The sequence below is a fragment of the Streptomyces albireticuli genome (genome assembly GCF_021228125.1).
Classification (GTDB): domain Bacteria; phylum Actinomycetota; class Actinomycetes; order Streptomycetales; family Streptomycetaceae; genus Streptomyces; species Streptomyces albireticuli.
In genome coordinates, this window is record NZ_JAJQQS010000003.1 from 701,152 (window position 1) to 722,014 (window position 20,863).

Annotated in this window: 20 protein-coding genes; 11 read left to right on the plus strand and 9 right to left on the minus strand. The window is 75.1% G+C overall.

Going from position 1 to position 20,863, the window contains the following annotated elements:
* The first annotated feature begins 64 nt into the window (after positions 1-64).
* Entirely contained in the window at positions 65-856 is a 792-nt protein-coding gene (locus LUZ64_RS07520) for a PaaX family transcriptional regulator C-terminal domain-containing protein (protein ID WP_095585244.1), read from the plus strand.
* A gap of 9 nt (positions 857-865) precedes the next feature.
* Here LUZ64_RS07520 and LUZ64_RS07525 read toward each other — a convergent pair whose 3' ends face one another.
* Positions 866-1,468 (minus strand): DUF4865 family protein, encoded by a 603-nt coding sequence (locus LUZ64_RS07525; protein WP_095585245.1) that lies wholly within the window; start codon positions 1,466-1,468, stop codon positions 866-868.
* 39 nt (positions 1,469-1,507) lie between these two features.
* Positions 1,508-1,918 carry a (R)-mandelonitrile lyase gene (locus tag LUZ64_RS07530; RefSeq protein WP_095585246.1) on the minus strand — a complete coding sequence of 137 codons (411 nt, stop codon included), beginning with the start codon at positions 1,916-1,918 and terminating at the stop codon, positions 1,508-1,510.
* A 115-nt stretch (positions 1,919-2,033) separates the two neighbouring features.
* Here LUZ64_RS07530 and LUZ64_RS07535 point away from each other — a divergent pair, with 115 nt between their 5' ends.
* The 4 genes from LUZ64_RS07535 (at position 2,034) to LUZ64_RS07550 (ending at position 5,998) form a co-directional block, all read left to right on the plus strand.
* Entirely contained in the window at positions 2,034-3,152 is a 1,119-nt protein-coding gene (locus tag LUZ64_RS07535) for a glycosyl hydrolase family 18 protein (protein WP_232389727.1), read from the plus strand.
* Positions 3,153-3,216: 64 nt separating this feature from the next.
* Positions 3,217-3,915 (plus strand): response regulator, encoded by a 699-nt coding sequence (locus tag LUZ64_RS07540; RefSeq protein ID WP_087925084.1) that lies wholly within the window; start codon positions 3,217-3,219, stop codon positions 3,913-3,915.
* Entirely contained in the window at positions 3,912-5,435 is a 1,524-nt protein-coding gene (locus tag LUZ64_RS07545) for an ATP-binding protein (protein ID WP_095585248.1), read from the plus strand. The genes LUZ64_RS07540 and LUZ64_RS07545 overlap by 4 nt, the downstream gene beginning before the upstream one ends.
* Positions 5,432-5,998, plus strand: a complete 567-nt coding sequence (locus LUZ64_RS07550; RefSeq protein ID WP_095585249.1) for a GerMN domain-containing protein — start codon at positions 5,432-5,434, stop codon at positions 5,996-5,998. The genes LUZ64_RS07545 and LUZ64_RS07550 overlap by 4 nt, the downstream gene beginning before the upstream one ends.
* Positions 5,999-6,060: 62 nt before the next feature.
* Here the strand turns inward: LUZ64_RS07550 and LUZ64_RS07555 are convergent, their stop codons facing one another.
* From LUZ64_RS07555 to LUZ64_RS07580, 6 genes are all read right to left on the minus strand, one after another.
* Positions 6,061-6,810 carry a polysaccharide deacetylase family protein gene (locus LUZ64_RS07555; RefSeq protein ID WP_095585250.1) on the minus strand — a complete coding sequence of 250 codons (750 nt, stop codon included), beginning with the start codon at positions 6,808-6,810 and terminating at the stop codon, positions 6,061-6,063.
* A gap of 374 nt (positions 6,811-7,184) precedes the next feature.
* Entirely contained in the window at positions 7,185-7,691 is a 507-nt protein-coding gene (locus LUZ64_RS07560; RefSeq protein ID WP_095585251.1) for a MarR family winged helix-turn-helix transcriptional regulator, read from the minus strand.
* Positions 7,692-7,797: 106 nt separating this feature from the next.
* The gene (locus LUZ64_RS07565) at positions 7,798-9,429 is read right to left on the minus strand and encodes an FUSC family protein (RefSeq protein ID WP_308251400.1); all 1,632 of its coding nucleotides are present in this window, start codon (positions 9,427-9,429) and stop codon (positions 7,798-7,800) included.
* A 21-nt stretch (positions 9,430-9,450) separates the two neighbouring features.
* Positions 9,451-10,683, minus strand: a complete 1,233-nt coding sequence (locus LUZ64_RS07570; protein WP_095585253.1) for an acyl-CoA dehydrogenase family protein — start codon at positions 10,681-10,683, stop codon at positions 9,451-9,453.
* A complete protein-coding gene (locus tag LUZ64_RS07575; RefSeq protein WP_095585254.1) occupies positions 10,680-11,852 on the minus strand; it encodes an acyl-CoA dehydrogenase family protein in 1,173 nt (390 codons plus the stop codon). Before LUZ64_RS07575 ends, LUZ64_RS07570 begins: the two co-directional genes overlap by 4 nt.
* Positions 11,852-12,706 (minus strand): enoyl-CoA hydratase, encoded by an 855-nt coding sequence (locus LUZ64_RS07580; protein ID WP_095585255.1) that lies wholly within the window; start codon positions 12,704-12,706, stop codon positions 11,852-11,854. Before LUZ64_RS07580 ends, LUZ64_RS07575 begins: the two co-directional genes overlap by 1 nt.
* Before the next feature lie 44 nt (positions 12,707-12,750).
* On the opposite strand from LUZ64_RS07580, the gene LUZ64_RS07585 reads away from it, so the two are divergent.
* Genes LUZ64_RS07585 through LUZ64_RS07595 form a run of 3 tightly spaced genes read left to right on the plus strand, consistent with a single transcriptional unit; the run spans position 12,751 to position 15,465 of the window.
* A complete protein-coding gene (locus tag LUZ64_RS07585) occupies positions 12,751-13,590 on the plus strand; it encodes an SDR family oxidoreductase (RefSeq protein ID WP_095585256.1) in 840 nt (279 codons plus the stop codon).
* A gap of 26 nt (positions 13,591-13,616) precedes the next feature.
* A complete protein-coding gene (locus LUZ64_RS07590) occupies positions 13,617-14,288 on the plus strand; it encodes a TetR/AcrR family transcriptional regulator (RefSeq protein WP_095585257.1) in 672 nt (223 codons plus the stop codon).
* Positions 14,289-14,307: 19 nt separating this feature from the next.
* Positions 14,308-15,465 (plus strand): acetyl-CoA C-acetyltransferase, encoded by a 1,158-nt coding sequence (locus LUZ64_RS07595; RefSeq protein ID WP_232389726.1) that lies wholly within the window; start codon positions 14,308-14,310, stop codon positions 15,463-15,465.
* 49 nt (positions 15,466-15,514) lie between these two features.
* On the opposite strand, the gene LUZ64_RS07600 is transcribed toward LUZ64_RS07595, so the two are convergent.
* Entirely contained in the window at positions 15,515-16,618 is a 1,104-nt protein-coding gene (locus tag LUZ64_RS07600) for an alpha/beta hydrolase (RefSeq protein WP_095585258.1), read from the minus strand.
* Between the two features lie 47 nt (positions 16,619-16,665).
* Here LUZ64_RS07600 and LUZ64_RS07605 point away from each other — a divergent pair, with 47 nt between their 5' ends.
* Genes LUZ64_RS07605 through LUZ64_RS07615 form a run of 3 tightly spaced genes read left to right on the plus strand, consistent with a single transcriptional unit; the run spans position 16,666 to position 20,846 of the window.
* Positions 16,666-17,205, plus strand: coding sequence for a DUF1697 domain-containing protein (locus LUZ64_RS07605; RefSeq protein WP_095585259.1), 540 nt, complete (start codon positions 16,666-16,668; stop codon positions 17,203-17,205).
* A 42-nt stretch (positions 17,206-17,247) separates the two neighbouring features.
* Positions 17,248-19,962 (plus strand): alpha/beta fold hydrolase, encoded by a 2,715-nt coding sequence (locus LUZ64_RS07610; protein WP_095585260.1) that lies wholly within the window; start codon positions 17,248-17,250, stop codon positions 19,960-19,962.
* A complete protein-coding gene (locus LUZ64_RS07615) occupies positions 19,959-20,846 on the plus strand; it encodes an ABC transporter permease (protein WP_095585261.1) in 888 nt (295 codons plus the stop codon). Before LUZ64_RS07610 ends, LUZ64_RS07615 begins: the two co-directional genes overlap by 4 nt.
* The last annotated feature ends 17 nt before the right edge of the window (positions 20,847-20,863 follow it).

Genomic DNA, 20,863 nt, shown 5'->3' on the forward strand with positions numbered 1-20,863 from the left:
CCTCCGGGTGGGCGGGCGGGCACGAGGGGCATTACAGTTTCATGATGCGTGATCGGAGGCTGTAATGGACAGGGTCCCGCCGGACAGGGACGACCGCGCGGGGAACCCCGGCGCGGGTGCCGCGCCCGCCCTGCGGCCGCTGACCGCGCGCTCGGTCGTGCTCTCCACTCTGCTCGGCCACCACCCGCCCGCGCTCCCGGCCCGCGCCCTCGTCCGCGTCGCCGAGCTGTTCGGCACCGCCGAAGGGGCGGTCCGCACCGCCCTGACCCGGATGGTCGCCGCCGGCGACCTGGAGCAGCGCGACGGCGCCTACCGCCTCACCGACCGGCTCCTCGCCCGCCAGGCCCGGCAGGACGACAGCCGCGCCCCGCGCACCCGCCCCTGGGACGGCGGCTGGGAGATCGCCGTCGTCACCCCCGACCGCCGCCCCGCCGCCGAGCGCGCGGCACTCCGCCAGGCCATGGCGGCACTCCGCCTCGCCGAGCTGCGCGAAGGCTGCTGGCTGCGCCCGGCCAACCTGGTCCGCGCCCGGCCCGCCGTCGTCACCGAGCAGTGCGCGCTGCTCACCGGAGCCGCGCCGGAGGGCGACCCGGCACGGCTCGCCGCCACGCTGTGGGACCTGGAGGCCTGGGCGGTGCGGGCCCGGGCCCTGGAGGCGGCGCTGCGCCGGGAGCGCGCGGAGGGTCTCGCCCGGCGGTTCACCGTCTCGGCGGCCGTCCTTCGCCACCTCCTGGCGGACCCGGTGCTGCCCGCGTCCCTGCTGCCGGCGGACTGGCCGGGTGACCGGCTGCGGCGGCACTACGAGGACTTCGACCGGGAGTTCCGGGAGCTGCTGCTGCGGCACATCGGCGGCTAGCCCCGCCGGTCACCGCCGCGGCGCGCCGCCCGACTCGTCCAGGTGCGGGGCCGACAGGTGCAGCACCTCGTAGCGCTCGGTCGCGTCCTCGTCCCGGGGTGCGGTCCGCTCCCACAGCGTCAGCCGCATCAGCTGCCAGTGGCGCGGGTCGACCGCCAGCGCGGCCGTGTGCACGCCCTCCCGCGCGGCGAGTCCGCGCAGCAGCCGGGTCTCCTCCTGGATCAGGGCGGCCAGGTCACCCGGCTCCGCGCCGGGCGGGATCGGGGTCAGCCGCCGGGAAGCGGCCGCGGGCGTCCGGCCGCGGGCCGGGCCCGCCAGCGTCGCCAGGCCCGTCCAGTGCTGGACGGCGGGCCGGCCGAAGTCGCCGATGATCCCCTGGAAGCCGCCCCCGCCGACAAGGAAGTGGCTCATGGCGTCGGTGTCCCGCCACAGGTAGACGGGCGCGTACTGGTTGACGGGCGAGCCGTCGACGCCGCGCTCCCGGATCACATAGGCCTTCAGGCCCAGCCCGGGGAGGTCGTCGAGGAGGTGGCCGCGGGTGGCGACGCGGTCGCGGATGATCCCCATGTCGTAGTCGGCGGGGAGGGTGATCTCGTACTGCATGGCGTACATGGCGCGGAGGTCCTTGTTCTCGGTGCTGCGCGGAGCTGTTCAGGCGCTGGTGTGCGCGGCGGCGTACTCGGCGTCGGTGACGGGCTCGCCCACCTCGGCCTCGGTGTCGTCGGCGGCCGCCTCGTGGACGGCGAGATGGGTCATGGGCGTCGTGGCGGCGGCGCCGTGCCAGTGCCACTCGCCGGGCTCGATCCGGACGGTGTCACCCGGGCGGACCGGCTCCGCCGGGCCGCCGCGCCGCTGCACCAGCCCCGCGCCCTCGGTGATCTGCAGGAGCTGGCCGAGCGGATGGCGGTGCCAGTGCGTACGGGCGCCGGGGGCGAAGCGGACGCTCGCGGCCCGCACCCGGGACGGGGGAGCGGGGGCGGCCAGCTCGTCGAGGTGAACGGCGCCGGTGACCAGCGCGGACGGTGCGGCGACGGCGTCCGGGCGAGTGCGGATGATCTTCATGCCCGCACTGTACATACCAGTAGGTACAGAATCCAGCGGCGATGTCCCGGCCCGGGAGCCGCCCGCCCGGCGCACTCCGCTCGCGCCGCCGCCCGCACCGTACGAGGCTGGGCGCATGATCAGCGGACGTGCCGTCCCCGCAGTGACGGCCGCGCTGGCGGCGGTGCTCACCTGCCTGACCCCGCCCGCCCTCGCGGCCCCCCGCCCCGCGGCCCCACCCCGTACCGCCTCGGCCTGGCTGCCCTACTGGGAACCCGGTGCCTACCGCGACGCCCTCGCCCACGCCGACCGGCTGCACACCGTCAGCCCCTTCTGGTACGAGGCCACCGCCGCCGACCGGCTCACCGCGCACCCCGGCGCCGGCGACCGGACCGTCGTCGACGGCCTGCGCGCCGCAGGCATCAAGGTCGTGCCCACCGTCACCGAAACCCTCGACGCCGAGGCGATGGCCCGCCTCATGGGCGACGCGAAGACCCGCGCCACCCACGTCGACACCCTGGTCCGGCTCACCACCGACCACGCCTACGACGGCCTCGACCTCGACTACGAGCGGATGAACGAGGGCGCCCGCACCCCCGCCCTCGCCGCACGCGTCCGCACCGGCTTCAACGCCCTGACCACCGAGCTGTGCGCCCGGCTGCACGCCCTGCGCAAGGAGTGCGTGGCCGCCGTCTTCCCCCGCACCGCGGCCCCCGCCCACGACGAGGGGCGGGTCTTCGACTACACCCATCTCGGCCGCACCCTCGACCACCTGCGGATCATGGGCTACAACCTGCACAACGCCCTCGGCAGCCCCGGCCCGCTCTCCAGCCCCGCCTGGTACGACGAGATCCTCAGCTACGCCACCGCGCGGGTACCCGCCCGCCGCATCGAGATGGGCATCCCCGCCTACGGCTGGGACCACCGCGTCGGCGACCCCGCCCGCGCCACCCACCGCACCAGCCGGGAGGCCGAGGCGCTGCGCCGCCGCGTCGGCGCCCCCTACGCCCTGGACCCCGTCTCCCGCACCCCGCACTTCACCTACACCGAGGACGGCCGGCAGCGCGAGGTCTGGTACCAGGACGCCCGCGGCGTCGCCGCCCACCTGCCCGTCCTGCGGAAGTACGGGGTGACCGGGACCGCGCTGTGGGCCCTGGACTTCGAGGATCCCGGGCTGTGGCCGGTCCTCGCCGGGGAGCGGTCCGAACGCGGTCCCACCGCCCGGCCGAGACCGGCGAATATGAGCAGTCGGTGACAGTTCGGGCGTCCGGAGGGCCGTGCGGCGCACGTGTGTCCCGAGGGGAACGATACTTGTCCGCATGTCACGCGTGCTGCTGATCGAGGACGACCGGGCCGTACGGGAAGCCGTCCTCCTCACCCTGCGCCGCCGCGGCCACGAGGTCGAGGGCGCGGCCACCGGCGAGGCCGGGCTCTCCGCCATGGAGACCTTCCGCCCCGACCTGGTCCTGCTCGACCTCATGCTGCCCGACAAGAGCGGCTTCGAGGTGTGCCGGCGCATCCGCGCCACCCAGCAGATCCCGATCATCATGCTCACCGCGCGCGGCGACGACATAGACGTCGTCCTCGGCCTGGAGGCCGGCGCCGACGACTACATCGTCAAGCCCGCCCGGGGCGAGGTCCTCGAAGCCCGCATCCGCGCCGTGCTGCGCCGCGCCGCCCCGGGCGACGGCGGCCCCGACCCCGCCGCGAGCCAGCCCGTGGAGACGCACGGCGACCTCTCCATCGACCGCAAGGGCCTGCTCGTCGCCAAGCACGGCCAGGACCTGCCGCTCGCCCCCTCCGAGATGAAGCTGCTGCTGTACCTGTCGGCGACCCCCGGCCGGGTCTTCAGCCGCCAGCAGCTCCTGGAACACGTGTGGGAGCACAGCTACCACGGTGACGCCCGCCTGGTCGACGCCTGTGTGATGCGCCTGCGCACCAAGGTCGAGGACTCCACCCGGTCGCCGAAGTACATCCAGACCGTGCGCGGCTTCGGCTACCGCTTCGGACCCCTGTGAAGCGGCCGCGACTCCGCAGGCCCGCGTTCCCGCGCCCCGACCTCCGGCGCCCCGAGTTCCGCCGCCCGTCGCTGCGCGCCCTCGCGTCGGGCCTGCGGGCCCGCCTGGTCGTCGCGTTCCTGCTGGTCGCCGCGCTCAGCGCGCTCACCACGGCGGGGCTGACCTTCCGCGAGGCCCGTACGGCGATCCTCAAGCGCACCCAGGACACGGCCGTCTCCGCCCTGCGCTCCCAGGTCAACTCACAGATCCCCGACTACGCCTTCCCACCCAGTCAGCAGAAGCTCCTGGAGCTCACGCACGGCCTCACCCGGGCGGGCGAGGCCCAGCACTGGATCATCCACGTCCGGCACGGGAACGGCCCCATGGTCCCCTCCGCCGATGTGAAGGCGATCATCCCGCAGGGGCTCCAGAAGAAGGTGCGCAACGGCATCGCGGCGTTCCAGCGCATGGACATCGACGGCAACGCCTGGCTCGCCATCGGCCTGCCCGTCACCTACGCCGACAACGGCGCGCCCTCCGGCCTGGAGGTCTACGCCCAGATACCGCTCCGCGAGGACGAGATCAACGTACGGGCGCTCGTCCAGGCCGCGCAGAGCGGCGCCGTGCCCGGCGTGGCGCTGGCCGCCGTGCCCGCCCTGATCGCCGCGCGCGGCGTGCTCCGGCCCGTACGCGAGCTGCGCCGCGCCACCCGCAAGATCGCCGCCGGTGAGCTGGACACCCGCCTGAAGGTCACCGGCCGCGACGAGCTCGCCGACCTCTCCCGCACCTTCAACGACATGGCAGAGGCCCTGGAGGAGAACGTCGCCGAGCTGCGCCGCATGGAGGCCAACTCCCGGCGCTTCGCCGCCGACGTCTCGCACGAGCTGCGCACACCGCTGGCCGCGATGACCGCCGTCGTCGACGTCCTCGACGACGACGCCGGCTCGCTCGACCCCGACACCGCCTACGCGGTGCGCCTCATCAGCGAGGAGACCGGCAAGCTCGCCCGTATGGTCGAGGACCTGATGGAGATCTCCCGCTTCGACGCGGGCGCCGCCGCGCTCCACCTGGACGAGGTCGACGTCGCCGAGACCGTCCGCAAGACACTCCAGGCCCGCGGCTGGCAGGAGAAGGTCTCCGTCGACCTGCCCGAGGGCGTACGCGCCCGGCTCGACCCGCGCCGCATCGACGTCGTGGTCGCCAACCTCGTGGGCAACGCCCTCAAGCACGGCGGCGAACCCGTCGGCGTCACCGTCCGGGTGGCGGAGGGGAAGACCCCGGGAGCCGGGGAGCGGCTGCTGATCGAGATCGCGGACCGGGGCCGGGGCATCGACCCCGAGGTGCTCCCGCACGTCTTCGAGCGCTTCTTCAAGGCGGACTCCGCCCGCGCCCGCTCCGAGGGCAGCGGCCTCGGACTCGCCATCACCCTGGAGAACGTCCGCCTGCACGACGGCACCGTACGGGCCGCCAACCGCCCCGAGGGCGGCGCGGTGTTCACGGTGGACCTGCCGCTGCGCCACTGCGGAGGTGACGAGGGATGACGAAGCGACGCGCCGCCCTGGCCGCGCTCCTGCTGACCGGGACGCTCGCGGGATGCGGGGTCACCTCCACGGACGTCATCGAGGTGGGGCAGCCCGCGAGCGGCGCCAAGCGGCCCGGCACGACCCAGGAGAAGGGGGCCCGGATCTATCTGATGTCCCCGACCGGGGTGAAGTCGGTGCCCCGCGACGCCAAGACCAAGCTCGGCGCGGAGGACGCCGTCGCCCTGCTCCTCAACGGGCCGGAGCCCGACGAGCGCGTCCGCGGGCTCTACTCCGACCTGCCCAGGATGCGGGCCGACCAGGTGCACGTCACCACCGGCACCCTGCGGGTGAGCGTCCAGATGCCGTTCAACGTCCTGAGGCTGAGCCCGGTCGCCCGGAGCCAGTTCGTGTGCACGGCGGCGGACAACGAGACGCCGCCCAGGCGCCAGATCCACGATGTGAAGGTGGAGCTCAGCGGCGGCGGCTACACCATCTCCGACCTGGTCTGCGACAGCAACAACGCCTTCCCGGCGGCCAAGCTGCCCTCCCCGCAGGCCGGCAGCGGCGGCGGGGGCCGCTGACAGCGGCCCGTGGTGCCGTCCTCGCCGTTCGCCGGCGCGGCCCCGCCGTGGGGGACGGGCCGTCAGGTCCGGGGGAAGCTGAAGGTGTAGCCCTCCTGCTTCAGCCACGGCAGCAGCCGCTCCAGCGCCTCGACGGTCTGCTTGCGCGACCCGCCGGCGTCGTGCACCAGAACGGTCGGCCCCTTGCCGATCTGCCGCTTGACGGTGTCCACGATCTTGTCGACGCCCGGGTGCTCGAAGTCCTTGGTGTCGACGTTCCAGCCGAGGGGGCGCATGCCGTTCTCGGCCGCGATCCGGCGGCTGTCGGGGGTGAACGCACCGCCGGGGGCCCGGTAATAGCGGACCGGGGCGCCGCCCGACGCCTCCTCGATCAGCTTCTTGGCGTCGAGGATCTCCTTCGACTGGTACTCGACGGACTTCTTGTCCATCCTCGTGTCGTGCGACATGGAGTGGTCGCACAGCCGGTGGCCCCCGGCGACGACCCGCTTCACGAGGTCCGGGTGCTTCGCCGCGTTGGGGCCGACCATGCAGAACGTCGCCTTGACGTCGTACCGCTTCAGCAGGTCGAGGACCTTGGGGGTCCAGGTGGGGTCGGGCCCGTCGTCGACGGTGAGGTTGACGGTCTTCCCGGGGTCCTCGGAGAGGTGCTCGATCTCCTGGCTCACCTGCCTGACCGGCGAGGGCCGCTCCGCCGCCGGCGAACCACCCCCGGAACCACGCTCGTTCGACGCCACCGCGAGGGTGCCCCCGGCTATCGCGAGGACCGCCACCGTGGCCGCGATCCGGTTCCTCTGCTTCTTCGGCAGCGCCATGACGTCGCCCCGCCCTCCCTGTAGGTGCCTGTTGCACCGAATGAGAGGGGGAGAGCGGGGGGAATGGATCCCGCTGTTACCGATCGCTCATGAACCGGGCACGGGAACCGCACGTGCCACCAGGGATTCCGGCCATAACCGGAGTGACCGGCGCGGCCGGAGGGGCCGCGCGCGGCTCTTGTGGCGGCGGCGCCGGGGCTCGTACACGGACTCGCCCGCGTGTCCGCCGGCCGTCCCGCCCCGGCGGAGGGCGGGGGCCGCCCGGGCCCTCTTCGGGCGAGGTCCGGAGCGGACGGCCCGCCGGACGGCCGGCGCGCGGGGCGGGTCCACCCTGACGCGTCTTCACCCCCACGGGTGAGAGGCGGCGGTGCCCGTCAGGGCTGGAGGCCGCCGAGCCGTCCTTCGAGGAGGACGAGCAGCTCGGCGAGCGTCTCCGCGAGCCGTTCCCGGTGCTCCTCGCCGAGCCCCTCCAGGAGCGTGCTCTCATAGCCGAGCTGCTGGGGGATCAGCCGGTCGATGAGGCCGGTGCCCTCCTCCGTGAGCGAGAGGTGGGCCACGCGCCGGTCCCGCTCGTCGGCGCGCCGGGCGACGAGGCCCCGGTCCTCCAGGACGCGCAGCCGCTTGGTGACGGCCGCCCCGGACGCGAAGGTCTCCCGGGAGATCTGCCCCGGCGTCAGCTCCCGCCCCGTGCGTCGCAGGGTGCCGAGGATGTCGAACTCCGCCCGCGTCAGCCCCTCCCGCACCAGTGGGGCGTCCGTCGCCTGCTGGAGCAGCGCCGCGCAGCGGTTGAGCCGGCCGATCACGGCCATCGGCGCCGTGTCGAGTCCCGGGTGGACCTGCAGCCACTGGCGCAGCACGCGCGCGACGACGTCCTCGGTCACGGTCTCTGGTCCTTTCCCTGGGGGCTCCGGTGAAGATTCTGCCGTCCCGCTCGTGACCATCCGTAAGGAGGTCCGCCCGCCGCGCGTCCCGGCCCCGCGCGGCGCGTCAGGCGGCGGCCGGCGCGAGCCTGCGGACGAGCGCGGCCAGCGCCCGGTGCCCGTCGTGCTCGGCGAGCCGTACGCGCTCCGCGGGCAGGGCGCGCTGCCACCACTCGCCGGCCGCGACGTCCGCCGCCTCCCGCAGCTCGACGAGCGCGGTCGCGAGCCGGTCGCGCGCCCGGCCCGCCTCGTGAGCGGAGTGCGGGGCGTCCAGCACGGCGAGGGCCGCCGCCCGTGCCTCGGACAGCCGGCCCAGCGCGGCGTCGGTGCGGTCCACCGCGCGCCGGTTGGTGACCAGCACGCAGGCGAGCAGCCCGACCGCCGCGCCGATGAGCGTATCGGTCCAGCGGTCGCCGACGAGCTCCCGGGCCGGGTGACCGCCACCGAATTCGGTCAGCAGCAGGGCCATGGGGGTGACGCACACGGTCGCGAGCCAGTAGTTGCGGGTGATGAGCGCCTCGGCGCCGATCAGCAGGGCGACGGTGAGCAGGACCATCGCCGCGTGCCCGGTCCGGACGGCGGGCAGCAGCAGGACGAAGAGGAGCAGCCCGAGGAGGTTGCCGAGGACCCGCTGGAGCGCGCGCTGCCAGGACAGCGCGGTGTTCGCCTGGAGGACGGAGGCGGCGGTGACCACGGCCCAGTACGGGTGGCCGACGCCCAGGGCCAGCGAGGCCCACCCGGCCGCCGAGGCCCCGGCCGCGACCCGGACGGCGACGGGCACGAGCGGCGAGCGGAACCAAGTCCGCCGGGTACGGGCGGGGGAGGGGCCGGCGGCCACCGGCGCTCCGGCCTCGGTGGTTCCCGGTCCGTCCGGCAGGGGACGGCCCTTGCGGAGGTCACGGGCCCAGGACTCGTGGAGCCGCGCGGCGGCCGTGCCGTCCGCCTCCTCCCCGGCCGTGGCCGATTCCGCGCGCAGCAGCAGCCCCTCCAGCCCCGCGAGCGGATGGCCCGCGGCCCGTGTGTGCGCGAGCCCGCGGCGGGCCGTGTGCAGCGCGGCGGTCGCCGCGTGCCGGGCCCTCGGCACGTCGTCCCCCCGCGCCCGGAGCAGCCGGGCCGTGGCCTCCAGCGCGCGGGCGGCGACGGCGCGCTCGGGCCCGTACGGCCGGACGAGCGCGGGGGCCATGCACACCAGCCAGGAGAACGCGCCGCACGCGAGGACCAGTCCGAGGTGCGGCGGCACCTGGCCGAGCCGCTGCGGCGCGAAGCACGCGCCCGCCGTGACGAAGGTGAGGACGATGTTCCCGGGCGGCCCGATCCGCGAGGCGTCGCACAGCGCCTTCTGGGCCGCCGCCAGCAGCGCCGCGACCAGCACCAGCAGCGCGGCGGAGCCGGTCAGGGAGGCGGCCGTCAGCGCCACGCCGACACCGGCCGCCATGCCGGCCACCAGTACGGCGAGCGCCCTGGCCCGCGCGGCGTACGGCAGGGCGTGGCCGTAGAGCGCGCACAGGGCGCCGGCGGAGGTGTAGAGGGCGAGGTCGAGGCGGCCGGCGGCGAGCAGCGCGCCGTCCGCCACGGCCATCGCCGTGGCGGCGCTGAACGCGGGCTTGTACCAGATGTCGCCGGGGCGGTTCAGCCGCATCGTGCCGCGCAGGGGCAGCGGCCGGGGGCGCTTTCCGAGGGGGGTGAGCTGTAGGGACACCCCAATAGGTTAGCAAGTGTTTTACTCGAAAAATAAATGCAGGGCGAGGGCCCGGAAGTCCGCCGGGGACCCCCACGCGGACCGCAGTGCCCGCGCCTTCCCGATCCACAGCGACAGGTCGTACTCCGCGGTGTACCCGATCGCGCCGTGCAGCTGAAGGGCGGTACGGGCCGCCGCGTACGCCACGTCGCAGGCCGTGGCCTTCGCCGCGGCGACCTCCGCCGCCGCGCCCGGCGCGCCCGCCGCGAGGGCGACGGCCGCGCCGTGCACCAGCGGCCGGGCGAACTCCAGTGCCGTCCGGGTGTCCGCGAGCCGGTGCTTGACCGCCTGGAACGCGCCGACGGGCGACCCGAACTGCGTCCGCGTCCGTACGTACGCCACGGTCCGCTCCAGCAGCGCGGAGCCGACCCCGAGCGCCTGGGCGGCGCAGGCGAACGCGGCCCAGCCGGCGGCGTGCGCGGCGGCGGCCCGCACGGCGGACTCCGGCAGCGGGACCTCCTCCCCGAGGACGGGCCGGGCGAGCCGCCGCGCGGGGTCGACGGAGGACTGCACGGGACCGTGCCCGCCCGCGAGGAACAGCCGGACCGGGGGAGCGGCGAGCGGGGCGCGCTCCCGCACGGGCGCGGCGCCCGCGCGGGTGCGGTCCATGCGCGTACCGTCCCCCGGCCGGACCCCCGCGTGGGTGCCTTCCGTGCGCGCGCCGTCCCCGGGTGCGCCGCCCAGGTGCGTACGGCCCGTGCCCGAAGCCGCCCCCGACGCGCCGTCCCCCGGTACACCGGCCGCGCCGTCCCCCTCCTCGCCCGTCATCCCCTCCCGCACCACGAACACCCCGTCGCACACGTCCGCGTCCAGCGCGTACGGCCCGCCCGCCGGCAGCGTGAGCGTCACCCGGGTCCCGCCCGCGCACACCCCGGGCAGCCACTCCTCGGCCGGGCCCGGCTCACCGGCGGCGGCCAGGTGGGACAGCAGCGCGGCCACCGCCGCCGTCTCGACCACCGGGCCCGGGACCGCGTGCCGCCCCAGCCGCTCGTACGCCACGGCCAGTTCCACCGGCAGCGGCCCCACCCCGCCGTAGGCCTCCGGTACGGCCAGGCCGAGGACGCCCGCCTCCGCGAGCCGCCGCCACAGCGCGAGCCCCGGCCCGTGCTCGCCGCGCGCCCACGCCCGTACGGCACCCGGCGTGCCGGCCGCCGCGAGCATGCGGTCCAGGCTGTGGGCGAACGCGTTCTGCTCGGCGTCCGGCAGAAACCTCACCGCATCCCCCTCGGCAGCCCCAGCACCCGCTCCGCCACGATGTCCCGCTGAATCTCGTTCGTCCCCGCGTACAGCGGCCCCGCCAGCGCGAACGTGTACCCGTCCGCCCAGCGGCCGCCCTCCGGCGCGTCGGCCGCCGTGCCGGCGAGCTCGCCGTACGGGCCGAGGAGATCGAGGGCCGTCCCGTGCAGCGCGAGGTCCAGCTCGGACCAGAAGAGCTTGCTCATGCTGGGCTCCGAGCCGAGCGTGCCCCCGGCCTCCAGGCGCGCCGCGACGCCGTACCCGTACAGCTGGTACGCCCGGGCCCGGACCGCGACATCGGCGACCCGGTCGCACAGCGCCGTGTCGTCCGGGTCCGCCGTCGCCCGCCACAGCGCGACGAGCCGCCGGGCGGCGGCCAGGAACCGGCCGGGGCTGCGCAGCGTCAGCCCGCGCTCGTCGCCCGCCGTGCTCATGGCCACCCGCCAGCCCCGCCCCGGCTCGCCGAGCACATCGGCGTCCGGCACGAAGACGTCGTCGAGGAAGATCTCCGCGAAGGCCGGTCTGCCGTCCAGACGGCCGAGGGGCCGTACGGTCACGCCGGGCGCGTCGAGCGGGAACATCGCGTACGTCAGCCCGTGGTGCGGCGGCCGGCCGGGGTCGGCGTGGCTGCGGAAGAGACCGAACGCCCGGTCCGCGAACGCGGCCCGCGACGACCACGTCTTCTGCCCCCGCAGCAGCCACCCGCCCCGCTCCCGCACGGCGACCGACCGCAAGGACGCGAGGTCGGACCCGGCCTCCGGTTCGGACCACGCCTGCGCCCAGACCGTCGCGCCGCTCGCCATCGGCGGCAGCAGCCGGGCGCGCTGCTCCTCGGTGCCGTGGGCGAACAGGGCGGGCGCGAGCAGGCAGACGCCGTTCTGCGAGACGCGGGCGGGCGCCCCGGCGGCGTGGTACTCCTCCTCGAAGAGCAGCCACTCCAGCAGCGAACGCCCCCGGCCGCCGTACTCCTCGGGCCAGGTCACCGCCGACCAGCGGTCCGCGGCCAGGGTCCGCTCCCAGGCGCGGTGCTCGGCGAACCCCTCCCGGGTCTCCAGCGAGCGCGGCGGCACCTCGGGTACGTGCGCGGCGAGCCACGCGCGGGCCTCGGCGCGGAAATCCTCCTGCTCGGGGGTGAGGTCCAGGTCCATCAGCGGCCGCGCTCCTTCATCGCCCGGACGTCCATGCCGCCGAGCGGGTCCGCGGCGGTCTCCGCGTTGTGCGCGTGCGCGAGATGGTGCAGACCGAAGGCGGAGTCGAGGCCGCTGTGCAGCCCCTGGAGGTCCTCGGCCTGGTTGACGGCCCGCTTCGCCAGGGCCAGCCCCATCCGGGGCATCTCCGCTACCCGGGCGGCGAGTTCGGCCGTACGCGCCGCGAGCTGGTCGCGCGGAACCACGCGGTTGACCATGCCGAGCTCGTGGGCGCGCCACGCGGTCATGCGGTCCCCGGTGAAGAGCAGTTCCTTGGCGACGCGCGGCGGCAATACCCACGGATGGGCGAAGTACTCGACGCCGGGGATCCCCATCCGGACGACGGGGTCGGCGAAGAACGCGTCCTCGCTCGCCACGATCAGATCGCACACCCACGCCAGCATCAACCCGCCCGCCACACAGGCGCCCTGGACGGAGGCGACCATCGGCTTGGGCAGTTCGCGCCAGCGCCGGCACATGCCCAGATAGACCTCCGACTCGCGGGCGAAGCGGCTCTCCGCGCCGTCCTTGCCGCAGTGGTCCCACCACAGGCCCGCGCGGCGCGGATACGGCAGATGGGCGTCGCGCCGCGGTGTGCCGATGTCGTGGCCCGCCGAGAAGTGGTCGCCCGCCCCGGCGAGGACGACGACCTTGACGCCGTCGTCGGCCGCGGCCTCGCCGAAGGCGTCGTCCAGGGCGTAAGTCATCGCGGAGTTCTGGGCGTTGCGGTACTCGGGCCGGTCCATGACGACGGTCGCGACCGGGCCGCTGCGCTCGTAGCGCACCGTCGGGGCGTCTGGTGCGGGCGGGGGCATGACCCTCCTTCCCTAACAAGTGTTTGGTAGGTTAACGTACGGCCATGAGCAGCGTCGAGGCGTCCGACGACCACCCAACGGCCGCTCCCCCAGGGGCCCGTGGGGTCCCGCCGGCCTGCCCCGCCGGTCACGACCTCCTGGCGGGCCGCACCGCCGTCATCACCGCCGCGGCCGGCACCGGCATCGGCGGTGCCACCGCCCGGCGCTTCCTCGAAGAGGGCGCCCGCGTCGTCCTCGGCGACTCCCACGCGCGCCGCCTCCGGGTCTGCGTCGCCACGCTCAGCGACGAGTTCGGCGCCCGACAGGTCACCGGACTGCCCTGCGACGTCACCGACGAGGCCCAGGTCGCAGCCCTCTTCGACCTCGCCGAGGAGCGGCACGGCCGCCTCGACGTCGTCGTCAACAACGCCGGGCTCGGCGGCACCGCCGAGCTCGTCGAGATGACCGACGCGCAGTGGGACGAGGTCGTCGACACCACCCTCAAGGGCACCTTCCGCTGCACCCGCGCCGCCCTGCGCAGACTGCGGGCCGGCGGCACCGGAGGCGTCGTCGTCAACAACGCCTCCGTCCTGGGCTGGCGCGCCCAGCGCGGCCAGGCCCACTACGCCGCCGCCAAGGCGGGCGTCATGGCGCTCACCCGGTGCGCGGCCGTGGAGGCGGCGGAGCACGGCGTACGCGTCAACGCCGTCGCCCCCAGCCTCGCCGTCCACCCGCACCTGGCCAAGGTCACCTCCCCGGAACTCCTGGCCGGACTCACCGCCCTGGAGGTCTCCGGACGGCACGCCGAACCCTGGGAGATCGCCAACGTCATCGTCTTCCTGGCCAGCGACTACTCCTCCTACATGACCGGCGAGACGGTCTCCGTCAGCAGCCAGCGCGCGTGACCGCCGATGCCCCCGCGGGACGGCACATGGCCGACAATGACCGGGTGCCGACGAACAGCAGGACCGACAGCAGCAAGACCCGGAACAGCAAGGCCGCGCACGGCAAGCCCGCCGGCCCCGCTCCCGCCCGCCGCCGTGAACTCCTCGCCACCGCCGCCGAGGTGTTCGCCGCGCAGGGCTACAACGCCACCACCGTCCGCAGGATCGCCGACGAGGCCGGGCTCCTCGCCGGAAGCCTCTACTACCACTTCGACTCCAAGGAGTCGATGCTCGACGAGATCCTCTCCACCTTCCTCGACGAGCTGTGGGCGGGCTACGACGCCGTGCTGGCCGCCGGCCTCGGCCCCAGCGAGACCCTCCAGGCCCTCGTCACCGAGTCCTTCCGGGAGATCGACCGGCACCGGCCCGCCGTCGCCATCTACCAGAAGGAGTCCCGGCACCTCGCCGCGCAGCCCCGCTTCGCCTATCTCGCCGCGTCCCAGCGGAGGTTCGAGAAGCTGTGGCTCGGCACGCTGGAGCGCGGCGTGGCCGAGGGGGCCTTCCGCGCCGACCTCGACGCCCGGCTCACCTACCGCTTCGTCCGCGACACCGTCTGGGTCGCCGCGTCCTGGTACCGGCCGGGAGGCCGGCACCACCCCGAGGAGATCGCCCGCCAGTATTTGTCGATGGTCCTGGACGGCATCGCCGTCCGGACCTGACCCCGAAGGAGCCGCCGCCGTGCCCGAGGCCTACATCGTCGAAGCCGTCCGCACCCCCGCCGGCGGGCGCGGCGGCGGACTCGCCGCGGCCCACCCCGCCGACCTCGGCGCCCATGTGCTGCGCGCCCTGATGGAGCGTACGGGCGTGGACCCGGCCGCCGTCGAGGACGTCGTGTTCGGCTGCGTCGACACGGTCGGCCCCCAGGCGGGCGACATCGCCCGGACGAGCTGGCTGGCCGCGGGCCTCCCCGAGGAGGTGCCCGGCGTCACCGTCGACCGGCAGTGCGGCTCGGGCCAGCAGGCCGTCCACTTCGCCGCGCAGGGCGTCCTCTCCGGCACCCAGGACCTCGTCGTCGCGGGCGGCACCCAGAACATGTCGCAGGTCCCCATCGCCTACGCCACCCGCCGGGCCACCGAGCCGCTCGGGCTCACCGACGGCCCGTACGCCGGGTCGGCGGGCTGGCGGGCCCGCTACGGCGGCCGGCCCGTCAGCCAGTTCGCCGGCGCCGAGCTGATCGCCGAGAAGTGGGGCATCTCCCGCACCGCCATGGAGGAGTTCGCGCTCCGCTCCCACCGGCGGGCCGTGCGCGCCGCCGACGAGGGCCGCTTCGACCGCGAACTCGTCCCCTACGGCGGGGTGGCGGCCGACGAGGGCCCCCGCCGGGACACCTCCCCGGCGAAGATGGCCGCCCTCCCGCCGCTCACCGAGGGCGGCCGGCTCACCGCGGCCCTGTCCTCCCGGATATCCGACGGCGCCGCCGCCCTGCTCCTCGCGAGCGACCGCGCCCTCCGCGACCACGGGCTGACCCCGCGCGCCCGCGTCCACCACCTCTCCGTCCGCGCCGACGACCCCCTCCTCATGCTTACGGCACCCATCCCCGCCACGGTACTCGCCCTCGGAAAAGCGGGCCTGACCATGGACGACATCGACCTCGTCGAGATCAACGAGGCATTCGCCCCCGTCGTCCTCGCCTGGCTGAAGGACACCGGAGCCGACCCGGAGAAGACCAACGTCAACGGCGGCGCGCTCGCGCTGGGACACCCCCTCGGGGCGACGGGGGCGAAACTGATGACGACGCTGCTGCACGAACTGGAACGGACCGGCGGGCGGTACGGGCTCCAGACGATGTGCGAGGGCGGCGGCCAGGCGAACGTCACGATCATCGAACGGCTGTAGGCCCACGGGCCGCCCGGCAGGCGCACCCGAGCGGGGCGTACCGGGGGATCTACACCCCCAGCGCCCCCATCAGCATCGGGAACGACGCCACCAACTCCCGCTCCCAGTACGGCCAGGTGTGCACCCCCGTCGACGCGCACACCGTCGCCGGGATCCGGAGCTCCGCGAGCCGCTTGCGGAACTCCTGGTTCATCCCGTGGATCGCCCGCTCGATCCCGTCGTCCCTGCCGTGCGCCGCCGGATCCGTGCAGCGCGACGGCGACGGTGCCGGGTCGCCCCACGTCCAGTCCGGGCCCTTCTTCGTACCGTCGCCGTAGGAGACGTACAGCGGTGTGCCGGCGAGCCTCGCGGCCTGGTAGAGGGGGCTGTTGCGCTGCCAGATCGCCCGCTGGCGCACATCGGCCGGGTCGGTGGTGTCGAAGGGATGGCCGGGCTCGCCCCACACCCGCTTCCAGTCCGTGAGGCACACGAGGCCGCCGGCCTTGACCGCGTCGGGGCCGTCGAACCCGCCGTCGGGCGACTTGTGGAGGAGGTTGACGGCCCCGCTGTAGGACGCGGCGGCGCGGAACGCGCCCGGGCGGGCGGCGGCGAACTTCAGGGCGCCCAGGCCGCCCATGGACAGGCCCGCGACGGCGGCCCGCCGGGTGTCCGCCCGGTACGCCCGCTCCAGCAGCGGCCGCAGCTCGTCCAGGAGGTAGGTCTCCCACTTCGGGGCGCCGCCCCGGCCGTGGTTCCACCAGTCGCTGTACGCGCTGCACCCGCTGGTCTCCGGCATGACGACGATCGCGTCCCGGTCGGCGACGAGCTCCTCGACGTGGGTGTGGGCCGTCCAGTCCTTGTGGTCCCCGCCGCCGCCGTGCAGCAGCCACAGCGTGGGCCACGTCCGTGCGGCGCCCGGCGACCAGCCCTTGGGCAGCAGCAGCCGCACCCACCTGGTGTGCGTCAGCCCGTCGAGCTCCGGGGACCGGACCTGGACGTCGCGCGTACGGTCGTCGACCCGCACCTCCCGCACCACCCGGGCCGGGTTCTCCGCGGGGGCCCCGGCCCCCGCGGGCGGTGCGCCGACCGCCGTCAGCAGCAGTGCGAGCACGGCGAGGGTCCAGCCGGCCCGCGCCCTGCCCCCGTTCCCTCTCCGCGAAGCCTCGTGCACCATGCGATCGCCCTTCACAACGGTGATGGCGGGCATATTACGGTGACGGAGTGACGACCTATGTGGCGCTGTTGCGCGGTATCAACGTCGGCGGCAAGCAGCGCGTGCCCATGGAGACCCTGCGCGCGATGCTGGCCGGCCTGGGCTGCGGATCGGTGCGGACGCACCTCAACAGCGGCAACGCCGTGTTCACCCACCCGGAGGCCGACGAGGAGAGCCTGGCCGCCGGCCTGGAGCGGACGATCCTCCAGGAGCTCGGGCTGACCGTGCGCTGCCTGGTCCGCACCGAGGGTGAACTGCGCCGGGTGGTTGACGGCAATCCGTTCGCCGGGCAGGAAGTCGACCCGTCGCGCTTCCTGGTGACGTTCCTCTCCGCCCCCGTCGACCCGGCCACCGTCGCGGAGCTCGACCCGGCGGAGTACGCGCCCGAGCGGTTCGCCCTGGGGGAGCGGGCGCTCTATCTGCACTGCGCCCTGGGCATCCGGGACTCCCGGCTGGCGAAGAAGCTGACGGAGCGACGCCTGGGCGTGGTGGGCACCGCGCGCAACTGGAACACCGTCACCAAGCTGGCCGCGATGGCCCGGGACTGACCGCCCGGCCGGCCGCGCGGGCCGTCCGCTTAGCATGCGGACATGAAACTCCGTCTCCCCCGCCGGCGCCGCGGGCGGCTGGTCGCCGCCCTGGCCGCCGGCGCCGTGCTCGCCGGGGCCGGCACCTGGACCGCGGCATCGGCCTCCGGCGGTGGTGCCCCCGTGCACCGCGAGGACCGGTTCCTGACGATGCCGGAGGAACCGGGCGGCAAGGGCACGGTACGGATCGACACGTCCTTCTACACCTCCGGCGGTACGGACCGCAGGCCCGCCGTCCTGCTGGCACACGGCTTCGGCGGCAGCAAGGACGACCTGCGCGCGCAGGCCGAGGACCTGGCGCGCGACGGCTACGCCGTGCTGACCTGGTCCGCGCGCGGCTTCGGGCGCTCCACCGGCCGGATCGGGCTCAACGACCCCGACCGCGAGGTCGCCGACGCCCGCCGGCTGATCGACTGGCTGGCCGCCCGCCCGGAGGTCCGCCTCGACAAGGCCGGCGACCCCCGGGTGGGCATCGCGGGCGCCTCGTACGGCGGCGCGGTCGCCCTGCTGGCCGCCGGCCACGACAAGCGCGTGGACGCCATAGCCCCGCAGATCACCTACTGGAACCTCGCCGACTCGCTGTTCCCGTCCGGCGTCTTCAAGAGCCTCTGGTCCGGCATCTTCTTCACCACCGGCTCGGGCGGCGCGCCCGCCGGAGCCCTCGGCGGCCGGAACGCCGCGCCCGCGCCCCCGGCCGGGAAGCCGGGCTGCGGCCGGTTCGAGACGACGCTGTGCGCGATGTACGAGCGGGTGGCCGTCGCCGGGGCCCCGGACGCCGCGGCGCGCGAGCTGCTGGAGCGCCGCAGCCCCTCGGCCGTCGCCGGGGCGATCAAGGTGCCCACGCTCCTGGTGCAGGGGCAGACCGACTCGCTCTTCCCGCTCGACCAGGCCGACGCCGCCGCCCGCGCCGTCGGCCGGAACGGCGCGCCCGTCTCCGTCGACTGGATCGCGGGCGGCCACGACGGCGGTGCCGACACCGAGGCCGGCCGTGTCGAGGGCCGCGTGAAGACGTGGTTCGACCGCTATCTGAAGGACGACGAGGGCGCTGACACCGGCCCCGCGTTCCGTGTCAGCCGGACCGGCGGCATCGACACCACCGACGGCAAGGCCCGGCTGCGCGGCGCGAGCGCGGACACCTACCCCGGGCTGCGCGGCGACACCCGGACGGTCGCCCTGACCGGCCGCCCGCAGATGTTCGGCAACCCGGCGGGCGCCACCCCGCCCGCGATCTCGTCGGTGCCCGGCCTGGGCGGCGTCGCCCGGCTGTCGGGGCTGGGCGTCGGGGTCTCGCTGGACTTCCCCGGCCAGCACGCCCGCTTCGACTCCGCGCGGCTCACCGAGGGCGTCCGGGTGACCGGATCGCCGACCGTGAAGGTCAAGGTCACCTTCGGCGCCGGGGACGCGGTCCTCTTCGCCAAGGTCTACGACGTCGGCCCGAACGGTCAGCAGGTGCTGCCCGGGCAGCTGGTCGCCCCGGTCCGCGTCGAGGGCGCCCGCGACGGCAGGACGGTCGAGCTGCGGCTCCCCGCCGTCGACCACGTCTTCGAATCCGGACACCGGATGCGGCTGGTGCTCTCCGCCACCGACCTCGGCTACGCCTCACCGGTCAGGCCTGCCACCTACACCGTCGCGCTCGCCGGTGACGGCCTGAGCGTGCCGACCGCGCCCGGTGTGCGGACCGCCTCGGCCGCGCTGCCCTGGTGGACGTGGGGGCTGCCGCTGGGCGGCGCGGCCGTCGCGGCGGCCGTGCTGCTGACCGGCCGGCGGCGCACCGCCGCCGCACCGCCCGACCCGGCGCTCGCCGAGGTGCCGCTGCAGATCACCGGCCTGAGCAAGCGGTACGCCAAGTCCGCCGACCGGTACGCGGTGCGCGACCTGTCGTTCAGGGTGGAACGCGGCCAGGTGCTGGGCCTGCTCGGCCCGAACGGCGCGGGCAAGACGACCACCTTGCGCATGCTCATGGGCCTCATCCGCCCCGACGGCGGTGAGGTGCGGGTCTTCGGCCACGCCATCCGGCCCGGCGCCCCGGTGCTGTCGCGGGTCGGCGCGTTCGTGGAGGGCGCGGGCTTCCTGCCGCACCTGTCCGGACGGGCCAACCTCGACCTGTACTGGCAGGCGACCGGCCGCCCGGCCGAGGACGCGCACCTCGACGAGGCCCTGGAGATCGCGGGGCTCGGCTCCGCGCTGGACCGGGCCGTACGGACGTACTCCCAGGGCATGCGGCAGCGGCTGGCGATCGCGCAGGCGATGCTGGGCCTGCCGGACCTGCTGATCCTCGACGAACCGACCAACGGTCTGGACCCGCCGCAGATCCGTGAGATGCGCGAGGTGATGATCCGTTACGCGGCGGCCGGCCGCACCGTCATCGTCTCCAGCCATCTCCTCTCCGAGGTCGAGCAGTCCTGCACGCACCTCGTGGTGATGGACCGCGGCCGGCTGGTCACCGCCGGCCCCGTCGCGGAGATCGTCGGCTCCGGCGACACGCTCCTGGTCGGCGTCGAGGGCGAGCTGCCGGAGCCGGTCGCGGAGAAGGTGGCGGCGCTGCCCGGTGTCGCCTCCGCCGTCCGCGGCGAGGACGGGCTGCTGGTGCGGCTCGACGGCATGAGCGCCGCCACGCTGCTGGTGGAGCTGGTCCGGCTGGAGGTCCCGGTGGCGCGCGTGGGTCCGCACCGCCGTCTCGAGGACGCGTTCCTGACCCTGATCGGAGGCCCGTCATGAGCTCGGCGACGCAGGAGGAACGGGCGGCGCCGGGTCCGGCCCCGGAGTCGGCGCCCGGTTACCGCGCCCGGCACACGCTGCCGCTGCGCGTGGAGGCGATGCGGCAGCTGCGCCGCCGCCGCACCCTCGTGGTCGGGGCGGTGCTCGCGGTGCTGCCCTTCGTGCTGATCGCGGCCTTCGCGATCGGCGGGGAACGTAGCGGCCGGGACGACAGGATCACCCTGATCGACACGGCGACGGCATCGGGCGCGAACTTCGCGGCCACGTGCCTGTTCGTCTCGGCGGGCTTCCTGCTGGTGGTTCCGGTGGCGCTGTTCTGCGGCGACACGGTGGCGTCGGAGGCGGGCTGGTCGTCGCTGCGCTATCTGCTGGCGGCACCCGTGCCGCGCGCCCGTCTGCTGGCGAGCAAGCTGACCGTGGCGCTGGCGTTCAGCGCCGCCGCGATGGTGCTGCTGCCCGTGGTCGCCCTGGCGGCGGGCACGGCCGCGTACGGCTGGGGGCCGCTCCAGATCCCCACCGGCGGGGCGCTGCCGGCCGGTACGGCCACCGCGCGGCTCGCGATCGTCGTCGGGTACGTCTTCGTCGGCCAGCTGGTGACGGCCGCCCTGGCGTTCTGGCTGTCGACGGTCACGGACGCCCCGCTGGGCGCGGTCGGCGGCGCGGTGGGCCTGACGATCGTGGGCAACGTCCTGGACGCGGTCACGGCCCTCGGCGACTGGCGCGACCTGCTGCCCGCGCACTGGCAGTACGCGTGGGCCGACGCGCTCCAGCCGCACCTGGAATGGGGCGGGATGATCAAGGGCGTGGCGGTGTCGGCGGGCTACGCGCTGGTGCTGTTCGCGCTGGCGTTCCGGCACTTCCGCGACAAGGACATCGTGTCCTGATCCCGCCCCCTCCGCCC

Coding starts and splice junctions, on each gene's coding strand:
- LUZ64_RS07585 (WP_095585256.1), top strand. CDS start 12,751: ATGAGCAGCGTCGAGGCGTCCGACGACCACCCAACGGCCGCTCCCCCA.
- LUZ64_RS07615 (WP_095585261.1), top strand. CDS start 19,959: ATGAGCTCGGCGACGCAGGAGGAACGGGCGGCGCCGGGTCCGGCCCCG.
- LUZ64_RS07575 (WP_095585254.1), bottom strand. CDS start 11,852: ATGGACCTGGACCTCACCCCCGAGCAGGAGGATTTCCGCGCCGAGGCC.
- LUZ64_RS07610 (WP_095585260.1), top strand. CDS start 17,248: ATGAAACTCCGTCTCCCCCGCCGGCGCCGCGGGCGGCTGGTCGCCGCC.
- LUZ64_RS07540 (WP_087925084.1), top strand. CDS start 3,217: ATGTCACGCGTGCTGCTGATCGAGGACGACCGGGCCGTACGGGAAGCC.
- LUZ64_RS07580 (WP_095585255.1), bottom strand. CDS start 12,706: ATGCCCCCGCCCGCACCAGACGCCCCGACGGTGCGCTACGAGCGCAGC.
- LUZ64_RS07520 (WP_095585244.1), top strand. CDS start 65: ATGGACAGGGTCCCGCCGGACAGGGACGACCGCGCGGGGAACCCCGGC.
- LUZ64_RS07600 (WP_095585258.1), bottom strand. CDS start 16,618: ATGGTGCACGAGGCTTCGCGGAGAGGGAACGGGGGCAGGGCGCGGGCC.
- LUZ64_RS07555 (WP_095585250.1), bottom strand. CDS start 6,810: ATGGCGCTGCCGAAGAAGCAGAGGAACCGGATCGCGGCCACGGTGGCG.
- LUZ64_RS07535 (WP_232389727.1), top strand. CDS start 2,034: ATGATCAGCGGACGTGCCGTCCCCGCAGTGACGGCCGCGCTGGCGGCG.
- LUZ64_RS07525 (WP_095585245.1), bottom strand. CDS start 1,468: ATGTACGCCATGCAGTACGAGATCACCCTCCCCGCCGACTACGACATG.
- LUZ64_RS07530 (WP_095585246.1), bottom strand. CDS start 1,918: ATGAAGATCATCCGCACTCGCCCGGACGCCGTCGCCGCACCGTCCGCG.
- LUZ64_RS07550 (WP_095585249.1), top strand. CDS start 5,432: ATGACGAAGCGACGCGCCGCCCTGGCCGCGCTCCTGCTGACCGGGACG.
- LUZ64_RS07590 (WP_095585257.1), top strand. CDS start 13,617: ATGGCCGACAATGACCGGGTGCCGACGAACAGCAGGACCGACAGCAGC.